We start from the raw sequence: 16,886 nt of genomic DNA, 5'->3' as shown, positions 1-16,886 counted from the left end.
ATCATAAAGAGGATAAGTACATGGAAGCGCCTTATCAAAAGTCTTGGTTTAAGAAAGGACAAGCGAGTCAGAATCAAGAACGCTCGTCTCGCTTTTCTAAGCATGACCAAGCAAGCAAACTGAACCAACTTCTAGAAAATCACTCCGCAGATCTAGATGCGAACCACAAAGGTTTTGTCTCGATTGTCGGAGCAGGACCGCACGATCCAGACTTGTTAACCGTGAAGGCAGTGAAAGCGATTATATCGGCAGAGGTATTGCTATACGACCGTTTGGTTAACAAAGATATTTTGGAGTTGGCTTCGCCACAAGCCGATTGGATTTACGTGGGCAAACGATGCGGACAACCTAGTATTGGTCAGGAAGAAATCTGTAATTTGTTGGTGTCGCTCGCTCTACAAGGAAAGCGAGTTGTGCGCTTAAAAGGGGGAGATCCTTTTGTATTTGGTCGTGGAGGCGAAGAAGCATTAGCACTCGTCAAACACTCTATCGCTTACGAAGTCATCCCCGGTATTACTGCTGCGATTGGATGTTCAGCAAACAGCTTGATTCCGCTGACTCATCGTGGCGTTGCTCGCAGCGTTACCTTTGTTACAGGGCAAGTGGTAACAGGCGCATTTGAAGCGTGGAGCCAACTGATGCAAAGCGGACAAACATTGGTGTTCTACATGGGATTAGAAAAATCGGCAGACATACAAATCGGTTTAGTCGGCGCTGGTTTGAACCAAGATTTCCCTGTTGCGGTCATCACTCATGGTTGCAGCCCTCAGCAGCAAGTTCATGTTACCCAACTCAATCAGCTCAATGAGTTATCGATTACACTTAAAGGCATCAGCCCAGCATTGATTGTGATGGGAGAAGTTGTCAAACTGCGCGAACAACTAATAGAAACCGTACAGTCAGTGACGGAATACGAGGGAATATGAGCAGCATTTTGGAATGTATCAGAACAGTCGGTCGTGGCGAACGTGGTAGAAAACCACTGAACTTTGATCAAGCGTTTCTAGTTATGGATGAATACCTAAACGGAGAGTGCGATGATGATCAAATGGCAATGCTGCTGATGCTGATCCGCGTACAAAACGAGACTCAACAAGAAATCGCTGGCTTTGTAAAAGCATTCCAATCCCGCATGCCTGCTATTGGTGCAGACATCGACTGGCCATGTTACGCAGGCAAACGTGAAGCGGCAGGTCAGCCTTGGCACCTGTTGGCAGCGAAGATCCTTGCCGATAATGGTCATAAAGTGCTGATGCATGGCTATCACGACCGTCAATCTGGACGTTTACACGCAGAAGATTACCTCGACAAGTTTGCTATTACGAAAGCGGAATCAGCAGAAGACGCAAAGCGTGTGTTAGAAACACAAAACATCGTGTATCTACCGCTCAGTGCATTTGCTCCTCAAGCAGAAACCATGATCGGTTGGAAGAATCGTTATGGGCTTAGAACGCCGATTAATACCGTGGTTCGAGCATTGAATCCGGGGCAAGCAACGGTTGGTATTCGTGGTAGCTTCCATCCTGGTTTCCAACAACTTCATGCAGAAGTCGAATATGAAATCGGTCAAACCGCTCACGCCGTTGTGTCATTCAAAGGGCAATCGGGCGAATCAGAATACAACCCGAAAGTAAGCCAAACGGTATGGTTAAGCCAAACAAGCGGCGTGACATCGCACTACTGGACGGAGCAAATGCTGTCTGAGGTGCCAATGCCTACGAACTGTCCGTTTGGGACGTCAGAAGATGACATGAACCAAATGGCGAATACGGTGTTGGCAACGATGACCGTTGTGCTCTTTGCTCAAGTGCACGATAGGGAACAGGCCTTTGAACGTGCGTTTACTTATTGGGAAAACTATTGTTGTGGCAGTTAATCCTGTGACGAGCTAACCGTGAAACGTTGTTGGATCGGAATCCTTTATCTATTGTTTGTGTAAGCTTGTCAGTGATGTATTTATCACTTGAAGTGTCTCACACTTGGTTGGGGCAAACATCAGTGAGGCCTGACGAGTTTACTTTTCGATAAGAAATGAGGACAAGGATAATGGTTCTAAAGCACTCAAATTCTAACAACAAGGCGTCACATCCCATTCCACAAGAAGCTTTCGATTGGTATGACGAATACGCACATGGCAAAATCTCTCGCCGAGAGTTTCTCAACCGTCTTGGTGGCCTCGCTGTTTTAGGTTTTAGTATGACGGCCCTGGTTGATGCTCTGACTCCAAATTATGCACTCGCAGAGCAAGTTTCCTTTAATGATCCTGAGATCAAAGCAACCTATGAAACCTTTGCCTCGCCCAATGGACATGGGGAAGGTAGCGGCTATTTGGTTGTGCCACAAAAGAAGACCTTAAAATCGCCGACAGTGTTGGTGATTCATGAAAATCGAGGTCTAAACCCATACATCAAAGATGTCGCCAGACGACTCGCGAAAGACGGCTTTATTGCTTTCGCTCCTGACGCGCTTTATCCACTCGGTGGCTATCCGGGGAACGATGATGAAGGTCGCGCCATGCAGAAAGAGATGGACAGAGCCAAGATCGAACAAGATTTTATTGCTGCTGCTAATTTCATTAAACACTACGAGGGTGGGAACGGTAAATTGGGCGCAGTTGGGTTCTGCTTCGGTGGATACATCGTCAATATGCTTGCAGCGGTAATGCCAGAAGAGCTGGATGCAGGTGTGCCTTTCTACGGAACACCAGCGGCGCAAGAGATTCAAAAGCAGGTCAAAGGGCCGTTGATGATTCACTTCGCAGGGCTCGATAAGCGCGTCAACGACACATGGCCTGCCTATGAGCAACAATTGATCGCGAACGATGCGCAATATCAGGCGTTAATGTATGAAAACGTCAACCATGGCTTCCATAACGACTCAACGGCTCGCTACGCACCAGAAGAAGCGGCGCTCGCGTGGGAACGCACACTAGGTTTCTTCAAAGAACATCTCGCCTCTAGTTAAAACGCTTCAACTTTAATTGGCACAGTCCTTGTTATGTCTCTCTTAGTGAGTGAGATATAAACAAGGAATGTGCATGACTCGATCAACGTCAAAAACACCCATCATAGTGTGCTGTGATAGCCTTCAAGAGCAGGCTCGACTGTCCGGCTTGTTGAGCAAAGATTACGACAACATCGTTGGCTGCCAATTGGCACAACTAGAAAAGCTTATGCAGAGAGAGAGCACTGCAAGCGTTGTAGTCGGATGGCAGCAGCCGACGGCGGAACTGCGTTTGATTGTCGATTTCTGTCGCAGAAAATCGGCACCACTCCTTATCGTGCTGAAGCAACTATCATCCAATGATATCAATCGGTTATCAGAAAAAATGGACTATGTTCTCATGCCACATGATAGTGAGTTTGCACTTCAACCCTGGATTGAACATGCGACATTAGTGAGAGCGAAATTCGAAAGTATGCAATCGGAAATTGAGTTGCTGACCCATAAGATCGAAGAGCGCAAGCTGGTGGAAAAAGCCAAAGGTCTGCTGATGAAGATGCACAGCGTTGATGAAGAGCAGGCTTATAAAGCGTTAAGAAACTCCGCCATGCAATCGAGTCAAACGCTCTCACAAGTGGCGAAGAATCTGATTACGGCATTGCAGTTAATGGATTAACTTCTCTACTACTTTGGAGTTATGGCAGAAATTCTACCGTGGTGCGTGTTGCACTAACAGCAAGCAAAAACAGTTGTTTGGTAATCGGGGTAAACTCTAATGTGCTGTATTTAAAGTAGAAAATAAGTTGGCACAGTACTTGGATTAGTTAAAACGGGTTTATTGTTGAATCGCTTATCTCAATTATCAACGGCGGTAATTGTAGACTTAGCAACGGCGCTACTGCTCTTCGGAGTAGTGGCGCTTTTTTTATGGGAGCAAACCAATGAAATGGAGTTCGATGCTGAAAGTGTCAGCAATTTCGTTATCGGTATTCACCGCGGTCAGCGTAAAGGCAGAGTTGGGTGAGCCAGAAATTGAAGACCTGAAGTTTGGTTTTATTAAGTTAACCGATATGGCACCGCTGGCGGTTGCTTATGAGAAAGGCTTTTTTGAAGACGAAGGCTTGTATGTAACTTTAGAGGCGCAAGCAAACTGGAAGGTGCTTTTAGACCGAGTTATCGATGGTGAGCTTGCTGGTGCGCACATGCTTGCTGGTCAGCCATTGGGCGCAACGATTGGTGTCGGCACAAAAGCGGAAGTGATTACCGCGTTCAGTATGGATTTGAACGGCAACGCAATCACGGTTTCCAAGGATACTTGGGAGCAGATGAAGCAATACATTCCAAAACAACCAGATGGCAAACCTGTTCACCCAATCAAAGCGGATGCCTTAAAACCAGTTGTGGACAGCTATCTGGATAAAGGTAAACCGTTCAACATGGGTATGGTGTTTCCTGTATCGACGCACAACTATGAGTTGCGTTACTGGTTAGCGGCAGGCGGGATTCATCCAGGTTTTTACGCACCAGAATCCGGTGACAACAGTGGTCAGTTGGATGCTGACGTTCTTTTGAGTGTTACACCGCCACCACAAATGCCAGCAACAATGGAAGCGGGCACGATCAAAGGGTACTGCGTAGGCGAACCATGGAACCAACAAGCCGTATTTAAAGGCATTGGTACGCCAGTCGTGACCGACTACGAGATCTGGAAGAACAACCCTGAGAAAGTGTTTGGTGTTTCTAAAGCTTGGGCTGAGAAGTATCCAAACACGCACATTCGCGTAGTGAAAGCCTTGATTCGAGCTGCACATTGGTTGGATGAAAACGACAATGCCAACCGCCAAGAAGCAGTGAAGATGCTATCAAAAAGCGAATACGTTGGAGCGGATGCCGAAGTTATCGCCAACTCAATGACGGGCACATTTGAATACGAGAAAGGCGACAAACGAGACGTGCCAGACTTCAACGTGTTCTTCCGTCATAACGCCACGTATCCGTATTACAGCGATGCGATTTGGTATCTGACCCAAATGCGCCGCTGGGGGCAAATCTCAAGCGAGAAATCCGATGATTGGTACATGGATGTGGCAAAAGAGGTTTACCGTCCAGATATCTACCAACAAGCAGCTCAAGCGCTAATTGAAGATGGTGTGTTGAGCAAAAAAGACTTCCCAGATTTCAGCGCTGAAGATGGTTTTCGCGCGCCACAAACACACTTTATCGACAACATCGTTTATGACGGTCGCGAGCCAAATAAATATCTAGAGAAGTTCTCTATCGGGCTTAAAGGAAAAGACAAAGTTTAGGATGAGCAGTCCTACAAAAAATACAGCGGGCAGGTGAGTCTGCCCGCAATAACAAGGATGTAAATTTCTTAGGAGTGAGTATGTCTAGTAATGTCATTTCCCTGTTTCCTGCTAAGCAGGTAGTGAACCGAAGTCGGTTGGTGCTTTTGCCCGTCATTGGCTTGCTGATCTTTTTGGCAATGTGGCACTTAGCAGCGAGAGAAGTGCAAACTTCATTAGGTACGCTACCGGGACCAGTGCAAACTTTTCAGCAGTTCAGCAACCTTGTCGATGACCATTGGCAAGAGCGAGAAAAAGAACAAGCGTTTATCGAACGCCAGGAAAAACGAAATGCTGCGAAGTTAGCCAAGAATCCAGACGCGGAAGTGAAGATTCGTCCTTACACAGGTAAGCCGACGTTCTTCGACCAAATCGTGACGAGCTTAGTGACTGTGACAGCGGGCTTTCTGCTGGCGACGGTTATCGCGATTCCGCTTGGTATCGTGCTTGGTCTTAATCAAGGGCTGTATCAAGCGTTCAACCCAATCATTCAATTGCTCAAGCCTGTATCACCTTTGGCTTGGCTACCCATCGTTACCATGGTTGTAAGTGCCACTTATGTGAGTGATGACCCGATGTTTGCTAAGTCGTTCATTAACTCTCTGATCACAGTGGCGCTGTGTAGCTTGTGGCCGACGCTGATTAACACCGCTGTGGGTGTGACGAGCGTTGATAAAGACTTAATCAACGTGAGTAAAGTGCTTCAACTTTCGTGGTGGCAACACATTCGCACCATCGTTTTGCCTTCTGCCATTCCAATGATCTTCACAGGTTTACGTCTCTCTTTAGGTATAGCTTGGATGGTGTTGATTGCGGCAGAAATGCTCGCGCAAAACCCTGGGTTAGGCAAGTTTGTTTGGGATGAGTTCCAAAACGGCAGTTCGGCATCATTGGGTCGCATCATGGTGGCGGTCATCACTATCGGCTTTATTGGTTTGATGCTCGATAGAGGCATGCTGCAACTTCAAAAGTGGCTGTCTTGGAATAAACAACAAGCGTTGAGATAAGGGAAAAGATCATGGAAAAAGCATTATTAGATCTAACGCGTTTAGGGATGCGATTCCCAACGCCAGATGGCGAATTCATCGCGCTTAAGAACGTCGATTTACAAATCAATAAAGGCGAGTTTGTATCGCTGATTGGCCACTCTGGTTGCGGAAAATCAACGGTATTGAACTTAGTCGCAGGACTGCACATGCCAACAGACGGCGGCGTGATCGTCGATGGACGAGAAGTAGCTGGACCGGGACCTGACCGTGCGGTTGTGTTCCAAAACCATTCACTATTGCCTTGGCTCACCGTGTATCAAAATGTTGAGCTCGCAGTAAAACAAATTGCCGGCAAAAAGGGCAAAGCGTGGATTCAGGAACAAGTGAATCACTATTTAGAGTTGATTCAAATGCAGCATGCCGCGCACAAAAAGCCGGATGAAATCTCTGGTGGTATGAAGCAGCGAGTCGGCATCGCGAGAGCACTGGCACTTCAACCAAAGGTTTTATTGATGGATGAACCATTTGGCGCGTTGGATGCGCTAACACGCGCGCATTTACAGGATGCACTGATGAAGATTCAAGCCGAGCTAAACAACACCGTCATCATGATTACCCACGACGTGGATGAAGCGGTGCTGCTATCCGACAAAATCGTGATGATGACTAACGGGCCGGCGGCAACCATTGGTGAAGTGTTAGAAGTGAATCTACCTCGCCCTCGCGAGCGTGTAGCACTGGCGGATGATGCGCAGTATCAAAAGTGTCGACAAGCGGTGCTGAAGTTCCTTTACGAGAAGCAATCCAAAGTCGAGATTCCTGCTTCGAAAGAAGACAAACCCAAAACCGCAGCGCAAACGGCATAAGGAGGCAGCGATGAACAGTCCTTTAACGATTCCAGTAAAGAACGCATTGAGCCACATCGTTGTGGTAGGCAACGGTATGGTCGGGCAACACCTCGTCGAGCAATTAGTGCAGAAAAACGCGCATTTAGAGCACCGAATTACCGTTATTGGTGCAGAGCGTTTTATCGCGTATGACCGTGTACAACTCTCTTCTTTATTTGCGGGTAAGTCCCATGATGATTTGATGCTGAGTAACCAAGAATGGTACGACATGCATGGCATCCAACTAGTACTTGGCAGCCAAGTAACAGGCATCGACAGAGAGCAAAAGCGTATTCTGCTTGATGGTGAAGATGTGCTGGGTTACGACCAACTTGTGCTCGCGACCGGTTCCTACCCATTTGTGCCGCCAATTGAAGGTAAAGACCGCGACAACGTGTTTGTCTACCGTACGCTTGATGACCTTTCACAAATCAAAAAAGCATGTGAAGGCGCAAAAACAGGCGCAGTAATTGGCGGTGGCTTATTGGGTTTAGAGGCGGCAAATGCACTCAAACTATTGGGGCTAGAAACTCACGTTATTGAATTTGCGCCTCGTCTGATGCCCGTACAGTTAGATGATGGTGCTGGCTTAGTGCTGAAAGAGAAGATTGAAGCGCTAGGGCTAACAGTACACACCTCAACGGGTACGGAACGAATCTGCGATGGTGAAACGGCTAAGCATCGTATGGTGTTTAAAGACAAAGATCCTCTCGAAGTTGATGTGATAGTCTTCTCCGCAGGCATTCGCCCTCAAGATGAGTTGGCAAGGCTGGCTGAGCTAGAAGTAGGTGAGCGAGGTGGCATTGTGATTAACAACCAATGCCAAACCAGCGATGAGAATATTTACGCGATTGGCGAATGTGCCCTTTGGGAGCAGAAGATCTTTGGTTTAGTTGCACCCGGTTACACCATGGCGAGAACCACCGCCGATGTCTTGACTGGGATGCCGAGTGAAGGTTTTAAAGGTGCAGACATGAGCACCAAACTCAAGCTGCTTGGGGTAGATGTGGCGTCTATCGGCGATGCACAAATGCAAACCGAAGGCGCACAGGAAATGGTGTTGCAAGATGCGGTCACAGGCATCTACAAAAAGCTAGTGGTTGATGCGAGTGGTACCCAATTGCTTGGTGCGATTCTCGTTGGTGACAACAGCGACTACGATGCGCTCTTACAGTGTTATTTGAACAAAACTGTCTTGCCAGACCACGCGGCGAATCTGCTGTTTGATACCGGAATGCTGGATGGAGAGATGCCAGACAGCGCCATCATCTGTTCTTGTCACAACGTCACAAAAGGCGATTTAGTTGCCGAGATTCAAGCTGGCACTACCAACCTGACGGACCTTAAAGCCAACACCAAAGCCGGTACTGGCTGTGGTGGCTGTAGCAATATGGTGAAGTCGGTATTGGATACTCAATTGGCAGCCATGGGGGTAGAGGTTAACAACCACCTTTGTGAGCACTTTGAGCTCAGTCGACAAGAGATGTTCCATATTTGCCAAGTGGAACAAATCAAAGACTTCGACACCTTAATCGCACTGCATGGCAAAGGGCATGGGTGTGATATCTGTAAGCCGACAGCAGCATCTGTGTTTGCTTCTTTGTGGAATGAACACATCATGGAGCCACAGCATCAATCTCTGCAAGATTCTAACGATGCCTTTATGGCTAACCTGCAAAAAGATGGCTCTTACTCGATTGTGCCTCGTGTTCCGGGCGGTGAAATCACACCAGACAAACTCATCGTGCTAGGCGAAGTTGCTCAGCAATACGATCTGTACACCAAGATCACTGGCGGTCAGCGCGTGGATTTATTTGGTGCGCAATTAGAACAGCTTCCTGAAATCTGGCAAACCTTAATTGATGCTGGTTTTGAAACAGGGCACGCCTACGGCAAATCGGTGCGCACCGTGAAATCGTGCGTGGGTTCTACTTGGTGTCGCTATGGTGTTGATGACTCGGTCGGATTAGCTATTGAGTTAGAGAACCGCTACAAAGGATTACGAGCGCCCCATAAGCTTAAGTTTGCCGTATCGGGCTGTACTCGCGAGTGTGCAGAAGCGCAAAGTAAAGACATTGGGGTGATCGCCACTGAAAACGGCTGGAATCTATATGTTTGTGGTAATGGCGGCATGAGACCAAGACACGCTGATTTGTTTGCATCCGACTTATCCAAATCAGAGTTGATCACCATGATCGACCGAGTTTTGATGTTCTACGTAAGCACCGCAGATCGCTTGCAGCGTACGTCAGTGTGGATGGAGAGCATGGAAGGGGGCTTAGATTACCTTAAACAAGTGATTTTGGATGACTCTCTCAACCTATGTGATTCATTGGATGAGCAAATGGCACGAATCGTAGATACCTATCAATGTGAGTGGAAGAGTACGTTGGATAATCCTCAAAAATTGCAACGCTTCCGTCCTTTCTTGAACAGCACGTCGGGCAGCAAAGTCTTACCGTACCAACGTGTGCGTGGTCAGCGTATTCCAGTGAAACAGGAGGTGTAAATGGCAGCTTTAACCAAAGTGAAATTGTGCCAACTTGATGACTTAATGCCGTTCATCGGTGCCACTGTATTGATTGAAGGCGAGCACGTTGCGTTATTCTACATTCCTGATAGCGGTGTTTACGCCGTTCAAGATTGGGACCCAATTGGTAAGGCTTATGTGATGAGTCGAGGGATTGTCGGTGATATTGATGGTGAGATGTGTATTGCATCACCACTGTACAAACAGCATTTCAGCTTAAAGAGCGGGCAGTGTTTGGAAGACGATGCGCACTGTCTAAAAACGTGGCAAGTAACGGTCGACGATAATCAGGTTTGTTACTTAGTCGAAGAATGATCCTCGAAATTAGCTTGCTCGATATGAGTAAATTCTTAGCGTAAGAGACAAGCGAATAAAGCTCCAGAGACACCACAGTATGGTTCTGGAGCTTTTTGCTATTTGGAAGGATTCACTTGCAGTTCGGTATAGCCAGTCGAGTCGTCCATCGCTCTAGTGAACTCAAGTTCTGAGTAAGAATGGATGATCAATTCTGCGGTAGTATCAATAACTGTGCCTTCCAGCAAATGCCCGCCCCAGACTCGTCCTTCACGATCAGACACCGAGATATGAACGTGTTGATGTTCAGGCGTCAGGGTTCCCATCACAGAGACAATTTCAAATGGCTCTTGTTTGGTTAACGTACTCTCTGCACCTGCCAAACGAAGGTTGAGGTCAGAGACACAGCCAACGCATGAGGCAATCGAGCCTGCTTTGATAGCATGCTGCTCGACCAATTTCGCTAGGCTCAGTTTTAAGTCCATGCCTTTGGTAAGACGTACTGCTATCACTTCAATCGACATATTATTTCCTAATCAAAACCAGCAAGCAGGAAAGCGCGGTATCCAAGTCGGCATAACGTTTGGCTTTGCCAAGTACGCGCATGCCTTGCATGTTGTTGAGAACAAAGCGAGCGAGTTCTTCTGGTTTCAGCGTTTTGGGCACTAAGGTTTCTTTTTGCGCATTGGTTAGTGCATCCGCAATGATGTCGATAAGATGGTCAAACAAAAAATGCCCTTTGCGCAGCACGTCATCGTCTTCGCCAGCGTGCTCAATCAACGCATTTTGAATAAAACACCCACAGTTGCGTTTGCGTTGCAGCTCAGCAAAAGATTTAAGGAACGATTCCAATTCAGGTAAAGACGCGTCGTCTTTTTCCAAATCATTCAGTGACGGTAGCGAGACCTTCTTCAAGTAAGTATCGAGCGCCTCGTAGTAGAGCTGTTGCTTGTCACCATAGGTGTTGTAAAGACTGAAGCGGTTGATGTTCAACTCGTCGGTGAGATCAGAAATGGATGTATTAGCGAAACCTTTACGCCAAAAAACGTCCATAGCGACTAATAGTTTTTCTTCTCGATCGAAGTTGGCTTTTCTTGCCATATGCGTACCTACCTGAGCGGTTTTTCTCAAACCACTCCTAAACTTATTGAACAACTTTTGGGAAATGAAGTTCTTGACTGATCGTTTATAAACTGGATACAGTATATCCTAACCAATCGGTTAGAAAAAGAAAAAGGATATAAAATGAAGCTCTACGAAACCGCGATAACTCCAAGTTGTAAGCGAGTTAGCATTTTTTTAAAGGAAATTGGTGGCGATGTTGAACGCATCGCTTTAAATGTGCGTGACGGCGAAAATCTAGCGGAAGATTTCAAGCAAAAAAGCGTCAATGGAAAAGTGCCATTGCTTGAGCTTGAAGATGGCACGACGATTTGTGAGAGCGTCGCAATTTGTCGTTATCTGGATGAAGCGTTTGAAAATAATTTAGCTCTGTTTGGGGCAAACCAACTTGAGCGAGCGCAAGTGGAAATGTGGCATCGCGTGGTGGAGTTTCAAGGTCTGTATGCTGCTTTTCAAGCATTTAGAAACATCACAGCTATCTATGAAGATAGAGAGCGTTGTGTTAAAGAGTGGGGCGAAGAGTCCAAGCAACGCGTGCAAGAGTTTTTACCGTTGTTAGATAAGCGACTTGGTGAAAGCGAGTTCATTGCCGCTGATCATTTTACTATCGTCGATATTACAGGCTTTATTTTGATTGGTTTTGCAATTAAAGGCCTAGAAATCGATGTGCTTACTACTGCACCAAACATTGCGCGTTGGTATGAGCAAGTTTCAGCTCGGCCTGCATTTCTAAGTTGATGTACCAGCAGCGAGTAGATCATTGCTCGCTGCTATTGCCTTTCGAATTCACAAGGATATTCAAATTCTTCAGCTTTTTTCTTATTTTGTCTCCTATCGCCTATAATTGGAAAAACAACCTCAATGGGCTTCAATGCGTTTTAGAGCCTAGCGCTCTTAGTCTGTAGACGTTCTTTTCATAGTGGGAAGTCTATTAATAGACAAGGAGAGGTCATGCGTATTCAAGTTAAAACTATCAATAATGTTCTTATTGCTCTTTTAATGGTTTCGGTCTTTGGTCTCGTCGCGCTGTACCTCAATAACACACAGCAGAATGAACAGATTGAAAAACTGCAAAGTCAGTTAATAGAGAAAGAGCATCAGATATTAATCTCCAATGAGGCGCTGTCTTACACTCGATATCAACACCAGTTATTAGCTGAAGATTATAGTCGTTTTAGAAATGAGCAATCAGTGACTAGTGTTCTGCGTTAGCGTGCCCGACTACCGTCTTAAGGAGGCGAATGAAATCCATTCTTTTGGTCGATGACAGTAAAACAGTACTACTTTATATCAGTAGTGCATTAGAAAAGCAGGGCTATGAAGTTATTGCTGTTGAAGACGGACAATCCGCACTTGAAGTGCTGACTTATCGCAAAGATATTCAGTTTGTACTTAGTGACTTAATGATGCCTGGCATTAATGGTATTGAGCTGTGTCGGCAATTAAAATCGCAAGTTAGCGAACGTTACATTTTCTTTGTTTTATTGTCCTCTAGAAATGACCAAAGCTCGATCGTGAAAGGCATCGATGCTGGCGCAGATGACTTTGTGGATAAGAAAACGTCTGTCGAAGAACTTCAAGCGAGAATTCGAGCAGGTTTTCGCACTCTGCAGCTGCACAACAAACTCGTTGATAGAAATAAAGAGTTAGATGCAGCCTATCGAATGATCCATCAAGATTTACAGTCTGCTAGTCACCTGATGGAGCAACTACTCCCAGCGGAGTCGTCTATCCAGAACATGCAATTTAGTTACGCCTACAAACCGTGCTCCCAGGTTGGTGGTGACATGTTGGGGTATTTTGAGCTTGATGAACAACATGTCGCATTTTATGTTTTCGATGTCTCAGGTCATGGTGTTTCGTCTGCTTTGATGGCTTTTTCTATCCAACAGACGTTATCTCAAAATCTGGGACCTGATTCGATAACCATGGAGCTAAGAGATGGCGACTACTGTATCAGTGAACCAGCAGCCGTTATTGATCGGCTAAACCGACGGTATCAGCAAACTAGAAACAGTCAGCTTTATTTCACTATGGTTTATGCCATTCTTAATACAGAATCAGGACAACTTCGCTATTGTACTGCTGGTCATCCTAAATTCCTTGTTTGGCGAGCGAGCACCGAAACTACAGAGCTGGCGGGTGAAGACAACTTCATGATTGGCGCTTTGCAGCCGATGGAGTACGTTGGTAATCAAATTATTCTGAGTGAGGGGGATGTAGTATGGCTTTATTCGGATGGTTTGATAGAAGCGAGGCGAGACGAGGCGATGTTTTCAGTACAAAGGTTGGCATCAAGTATAAAAGCTGTTTGTACTTCGCAATTAGAAGCAGAAGTGCAGGCTAGATGTGTCTTTGAACAAGTACAATCGTGGCAGAACAAAGATGAGTTTGATGATGATGCGAGTCTTTTACAAGTAAGGTGGCGTGGCTGATAGCCTAGGGATAAAGGAGAAGAATGTTCCAGAGCGAGTTTAAACGAACTTACGGTGGATCTCTTACTCGCTCTCGAAGTGCGAGCAAAGAGGTTGCTAAGTTTTTAATGGATAATCAAGTATCGTTAAGTACGGCTCAGTCGTTGGAGCTTTGTGTTGTTGAGCTTATGAACAATGCTTACATCCATTCTTACAGTGAAATTGAAGGCAAGCCGATAGACGTGGAGTGTAGGATTAGATGTGACCAAATGTCAGATTTCATTGAACTTAGGGTTTCTGACTACGGAGCGTCAATCAATGAAATGACATTCAACCAACATAAAAATAAACAGATTGAGGCTCCTAACTTAATGGATGATGATAGTTGGTCTGCTTCAGGTCGTGGACTGATGTTAGTCGCTCAATTATCTGACCAGTTCAAGTTAGAAAAAGAGATTGGAAAAAACACGTTTGTTTTAGTGAAGAAGAACGGAGAAAAACTAACAACCAAGCAAGATCTATTCACCCCACCTGGTCCCTAGCGTTAATCTGACGGTTACGTTGTATATTATTGTTATTTTGTATTTGTGGTTGGTGAAGGCGACAATAATGCTTCCAACTCTTCTGGTGTCAGGATATCACTGATGTTTAGCATATTGCTCTCATCATCTAACGCCATCTTTGTACGACTAAGCAAGTACCTCTTTTGAGTTGGCGTTAAGTCTTTGAGAGACTCAATCAGCTCCTTGAAATTGCTATTGTTCATTGCCATATTTCCCCCAGTTAAGCCTTAATTTGTTTTATTGCATATTCTTCAAGTAAGCAAAGATTTGTTGATTAATGGCAGCTAGCTCTTTAGTAACTATAGCTATATCTGAGCTATCTGGCTCGTTATCGTTTCTTGTTTCTGCTTCTATTTTTGTGAAAACAATGACAGCGGTTTCTTCACCAAAGCTTTCTAGAATGCCCTTTAGACTGTGAGCCAATAAGTAGAGTTCCGGCCAACATTTGTTTGCGTACAACTCATTGATACGCTGTATGTCATTGGCGTGGTCTTCTAAGTATGTGGAAAAAACGGTGACGATAAGATCTACGTCGTTCTCCATGTATTTATTGAGAACATCAAAATTAATCATGTTTACCTCTGACTAACCGCGAGGTAGAAAAATGTATCGGATAGGAACGTTGAAGTGGGGGGAGTTGAGCGCTGAACAGTGTGCTTATCACTTGAGCTAGACTCATAAAAACAAAGTTATTGTTCGGTACACTTTGCCTTATATACAAGAGTCTATGATCTAATCTTTTGTGCAAAGCATTTTGCACTCGTGTCGTGGCAACACAAGTTACGTGATAGTGGGCTCCAAATAAAATGCTAGGTTGGGAACAATCTTGTCTACCTAGTTTAAAGCAATCATCAAATAAGTAAGCCAAGCGCTCGCCAACTTTGACTATTCCTTCAGTCAAGGTTAACTCTCCTAATCGAGTACAAATACAAGCTAGCAACCTAGTTGCATAATGGCAAGTAGCTTGACGCAAAAAAGGGGCCTTGAGCCCCTTTTGTACAATTAACTTTGCTTGGAGTCCTGTTCTACCTGCCTCATTAACTCGTTCGCTTTCTTCATTGCGCGCCTTGCGCTTGTGGTCCTTCTCTTATTAAGCAGTATGTCGGAGAAGCGCAGGTATTTATCTGCAGTTTTGAATCTCAAATCGTTAATATCTTGAAAACCGATAGGAAAGTTCTTCGAAAACTGATCAACATCTTTCACTAAGTTATCGAGGTGAGTTGTTGTTCTTGCCTTTTCTAGGCGGTAATAGAAGTTTTCAAATTCCTCTTGGAACAAAATTCGAGCAGCCTCGTCCGGAAATGGTAGAGGATCGTTAGAGTCTAGCGCGGTCTCATACAGTTTCATCTCGAGGACTGCATCTTTCATCGCGTTGCTTATTTTTAAGTTGTTTTGATGCTCTTCAACGTTCGAGAAGAAAGTATTCCCAACCTTAATTAGCGCAACAAGTGCTGCAGCATCTTTATTTTTGAGTGCTTCAGTTAGGTGTTTACCAAAAACATCGCTAGATAATGAGCTTGGTGTAAATGGGTAATCCTGATGAATTTGATTTAACTCATCTTTCAGTTCATAGATGGACTTACTGTCTTCTTCTTTACTGTATCGAGACTTTTCTAGTTGGCTATTGATTTGTCTGGCTATCGAAAGCAATGTGGAGTGCTTGCTTGATTGAATATCTAACGCCAGAACTTCAATTTTATGTGAGTCAGGGTAGTAGGCTTTTGCTTTGTTTAGTACAGACTCGATTTCATCATAATTTGGATAGTTGTTAGCATCAGAATTCAGAACCTGATCAATCTCAGATTCAAACTCACTTAGAAGGTAGCTCTTGTGCTGTCGTAGTAAGCCAGCTTTAATCACCGGGTGTAAGTTTTTCTCACTATTAATCAGTGACAAGATTTTTTCTGGCGGTGTATCAAGCAACCATTCCTGCCCATTAATCTGATCATTTTGCTTGTTAATAGCTATTTCTAAATCAGAGATGGTTTCTTGTTGTTGTTGATAGCCAAATACGATTCCGGTAACCAATAGTACGCTTGCAGCTACACCGCTAACGATAGGCCAATATCGCATGTTCAACTTTTGTTTTAACTGCTCTGGGGTAAGGTCTTCGGGGATGATGCCAGTTGAAAAAACGCGTGCAAAGATAGGCCACTTAGATGCTGGCATATTAGCAGGTTTCGAGACCTTCATTTTCTTTTTGAGAGCTTCATTAACAGGAGTTCTTGAATAAGGATGCTTGCAACTCAATAACTCGTAAGCAATACAAAATAGCGCAAACATATCGTCGCTTAAGTTTGGCTCTTTACCCGACAACAAGTTGAGCGATGCGTAGTTTGGAGTATAACCAAGAGTCTCCACATTTTCGGATTTACGTTTAGCTGCGTATTGATCTTGCTTTAATTGATGAGTTTTAGATACACCAAAGTCGAGTAATTTAACATTACCTTCAGACGTTAAAATGACGTTAGCGGGCTTTAAATCGGCATGCACGACACCAAGTGAATGGGCGTAAGACAGGGCGTCAAGTACCTGATTTAGAATCGATAAAGTTGCATTAAACTTCAGCCCATGCGGCCTAGATCGTTGTATTAAATTCTCTAATGTTTCCCCATTAATATATTCCATCACTAAGAAATATATTTCGCCATCGACACCAAAATCAAAAACCCTAATAATATTGGGGTGACTTAATCTTTGTGTTTGCTGAGCTTCACGTATCAACATGCGTGCAGTCTCTGGTTGAGATGCAAACTCTTTTTGTAAAATTTTTAATGCTACGTAAGGGGCTTCTGAACC

The 16,886-nt window shown here is 44.9% G+C and carries 18 protein-coding genes; 13 read left to right on the top strand and 5 right to left on the bottom strand.

Annotated features, from left to right (window positions below):
- Nucleotides 1-20 precede the first annotated feature (20 nt).
- From cobA to nirD, 9 genes are all read left to right on the top strand, one after another.
- On the top strand, nt 21-926 hold the full coding sequence (cobA, locus tag R2S67_RS18515; protein ID WP_124008001.1) for a uroporphyrinogen-III C-methyltransferase: 906 nt from the start codon (nt 21-23) through the stop codon (nt 924-926).
- Nucleotides 923-1,876 (top strand): glycosyl transferase family protein, encoded by a 954-nt coding sequence (locus R2S67_RS18510; protein WP_317346571.1) that lies wholly within the window; start codon nt 923-925, stop codon nt 1,874-1,876. The genes cobA and R2S67_RS18510 overlap by 4 nt, the downstream gene beginning before the upstream one ends.
- A gap of 170 nt (nt 1,877-2,046) precedes the next feature.
- The gene (locus R2S67_RS18505) at nt 2,047-2,964 is read left to right on the top strand and encodes a dienelactone hydrolase family protein (RefSeq protein ID WP_170891788.1); all 918 of its coding nucleotides are present in this window, start codon (nt 2,047-2,049) and stop codon (nt 2,962-2,964) included.
- Between the two features lie 73 nt (nt 2,965-3,037).
- The gene (locus R2S67_RS18500) at nt 3,038-3,619 is read left to right on the top strand and encodes an ANTAR domain-containing response regulator (protein ID WP_317346570.1); all 582 of its coding nucleotides are present in this window, start codon (nt 3,038-3,040) and stop codon (nt 3,617-3,619) included.
- A 265-nt stretch (nt 3,620-3,884) separates the two neighbouring features.
- A complete protein-coding gene (locus R2S67_RS18495) occupies nt 3,885-5,249 on the top strand; it encodes a CmpA/NrtA family ABC transporter substrate-binding protein (protein ID WP_124007997.1) in 1,365 nt (454 codons plus the stop codon).
- 80 nt (nt 5,250-5,329) lie between these two features.
- Nucleotides 5,330-6,295, top strand: coding sequence for an ABC transporter permease (locus tag R2S67_RS18490; RefSeq protein WP_012842517.1), 966 nt, complete (start codon nt 5,330-5,332; stop codon nt 6,293-6,295).
- 11 nt (nt 6,296-6,306) lie between these two features.
- Nucleotides 6,307-7,143 carry an ABC transporter ATP-binding protein gene (locus tag R2S67_RS18485; protein WP_005450080.1) on the top strand — a complete coding sequence of 279 codons (837 nt, stop codon included), beginning with the start codon at nt 6,307-6,309 and terminating at the stop codon, nt 7,141-7,143.
- Between the two features lie 10 nt (nt 7,144-7,153).
- On the top strand, nt 7,154-9,673 hold the full coding sequence (gene nirB / locus R2S67_RS18480; RefSeq protein ID WP_317346564.1) for a nitrite reductase large subunit NirB: 2,520 nt from the start codon (nt 7,154-7,156) through the stop codon (nt 9,671-9,673).
- Nucleotides 9,674-10,009 (top strand): nitrite reductase small subunit NirD, encoded by a 336-nt coding sequence (nirD, locus tag R2S67_RS18475; RefSeq protein WP_301567142.1) that lies wholly within the window; start codon nt 9,674-9,676, stop codon nt 10,007-10,009. It begins immediately after the preceding gene.
- 98 nt (nt 10,010-10,107) lie between these two features.
- Here the strand turns inward: nirD and R2S67_RS18470 are convergent, their stop codons facing one another.
- Together R2S67_RS18470 and R2S67_RS18465 are read right to left on the bottom strand one after the other, a co-directional pair.
- Entirely contained in the window at nt 10,108-10,512 is a 405-nt protein-coding gene (locus tag R2S67_RS18470; protein WP_029832967.1) for a PPC domain-containing DNA-binding protein, read from the bottom strand.
- Nucleotide 10,513: 1 nt separating this feature from the next.
- Nucleotides 10,514-11,089, bottom strand: a complete 576-nt coding sequence (locus tag R2S67_RS18465) for a TetR/AcrR family transcriptional regulator (protein WP_005395660.1) — start codon at nt 11,087-11,089, stop codon at nt 10,514-10,516.
- A gap of 144 nt (nt 11,090-11,233) precedes the next feature.
- Here R2S67_RS18465 and R2S67_RS18460 point away from each other — a divergent pair, with 144 nt between their 5' ends.
- The 4 genes from R2S67_RS18460 to R2S67_RS18445 all read left to right on the top strand — a co-directional run bounded on the left by R2S67_RS18460 (nt 11,234) and on the right by R2S67_RS18445 (nt 14,066).
- Nucleotides 11,234-11,848 carry a glutathione S-transferase gene (locus R2S67_RS18460; protein WP_012842172.1) on the top strand — a complete coding sequence of 205 codons (615 nt, stop codon included), beginning with the start codon at nt 11,234-11,236 and terminating at the stop codon, nt 11,846-11,848.
- 213 nt (nt 11,849-12,061) lie between these two features.
- The gene (locus R2S67_RS18455) at nt 12,062-12,322 is read left to right on the top strand and encodes a hypothetical protein (RefSeq protein WP_005395662.1); all 261 of its coding nucleotides are present in this window, start codon (nt 12,062-12,064) and stop codon (nt 12,320-12,322) included.
- 29 nt (nt 12,323-12,351) lie between these two features.
- Entirely contained in the window at nt 12,352-13,545 is a 1,194-nt protein-coding gene (locus R2S67_RS18450) for a PP2C family protein-serine/threonine phosphatase (protein WP_317346560.1), read from the top strand.
- Between the two features lie 23 nt (nt 13,546-13,568).
- Nucleotides 13,569-14,066, top strand: coding sequence for an ATP-binding protein (locus R2S67_RS18445; RefSeq protein WP_053808346.1), 498 nt, complete (start codon nt 13,569-13,571; stop codon nt 14,064-14,066).
- Nucleotides 14,067-14,098: 32 nt separating this feature from the next.
- Here the strand turns inward: R2S67_RS18445 and R2S67_RS18440 are convergent, their stop codons facing one another.
- The 3 genes from R2S67_RS18440 to R2S67_RS18430 form a co-directional block, all read right to left on the bottom strand.
- Entirely contained in the window at nt 14,099-14,290 is a 192-nt protein-coding gene (locus tag R2S67_RS18440) for a hypothetical protein (protein ID WP_054868056.1), read from the bottom strand.
- Nucleotides 14,291-14,324: 34 nt separating this feature from the next.
- Nucleotides 14,325-14,660, bottom strand: a complete 336-nt coding sequence (locus R2S67_RS18435; protein WP_005395669.1) for an Hpt domain-containing protein — start codon at nt 14,658-14,660, stop codon at nt 14,325-14,327.
- A gap of 429 nt (nt 14,661-15,089) precedes the next feature.
- A partial coding sequence (locus R2S67_RS18430; RefSeq protein WP_317346558.1) for a serine/threonine-protein kinase occupies nt 15,090-16,886 on the bottom strand: 1,797 nt, incomplete at its 5' end.

The sequence above is a fragment of the Vibrio sp. T13N genome, from assembly GCF_032970445.1.
Lineage (GTDB): Bacteria > Pseudomonadota > Gammaproteobacteria > Enterobacterales > Vibrionaceae > Vibrio > Vibrio diabolicus.
Note: the sequence above shows the minus strand (reverse complement) of the source record. Positions and strands in the feature narration are given on the sequence as shown.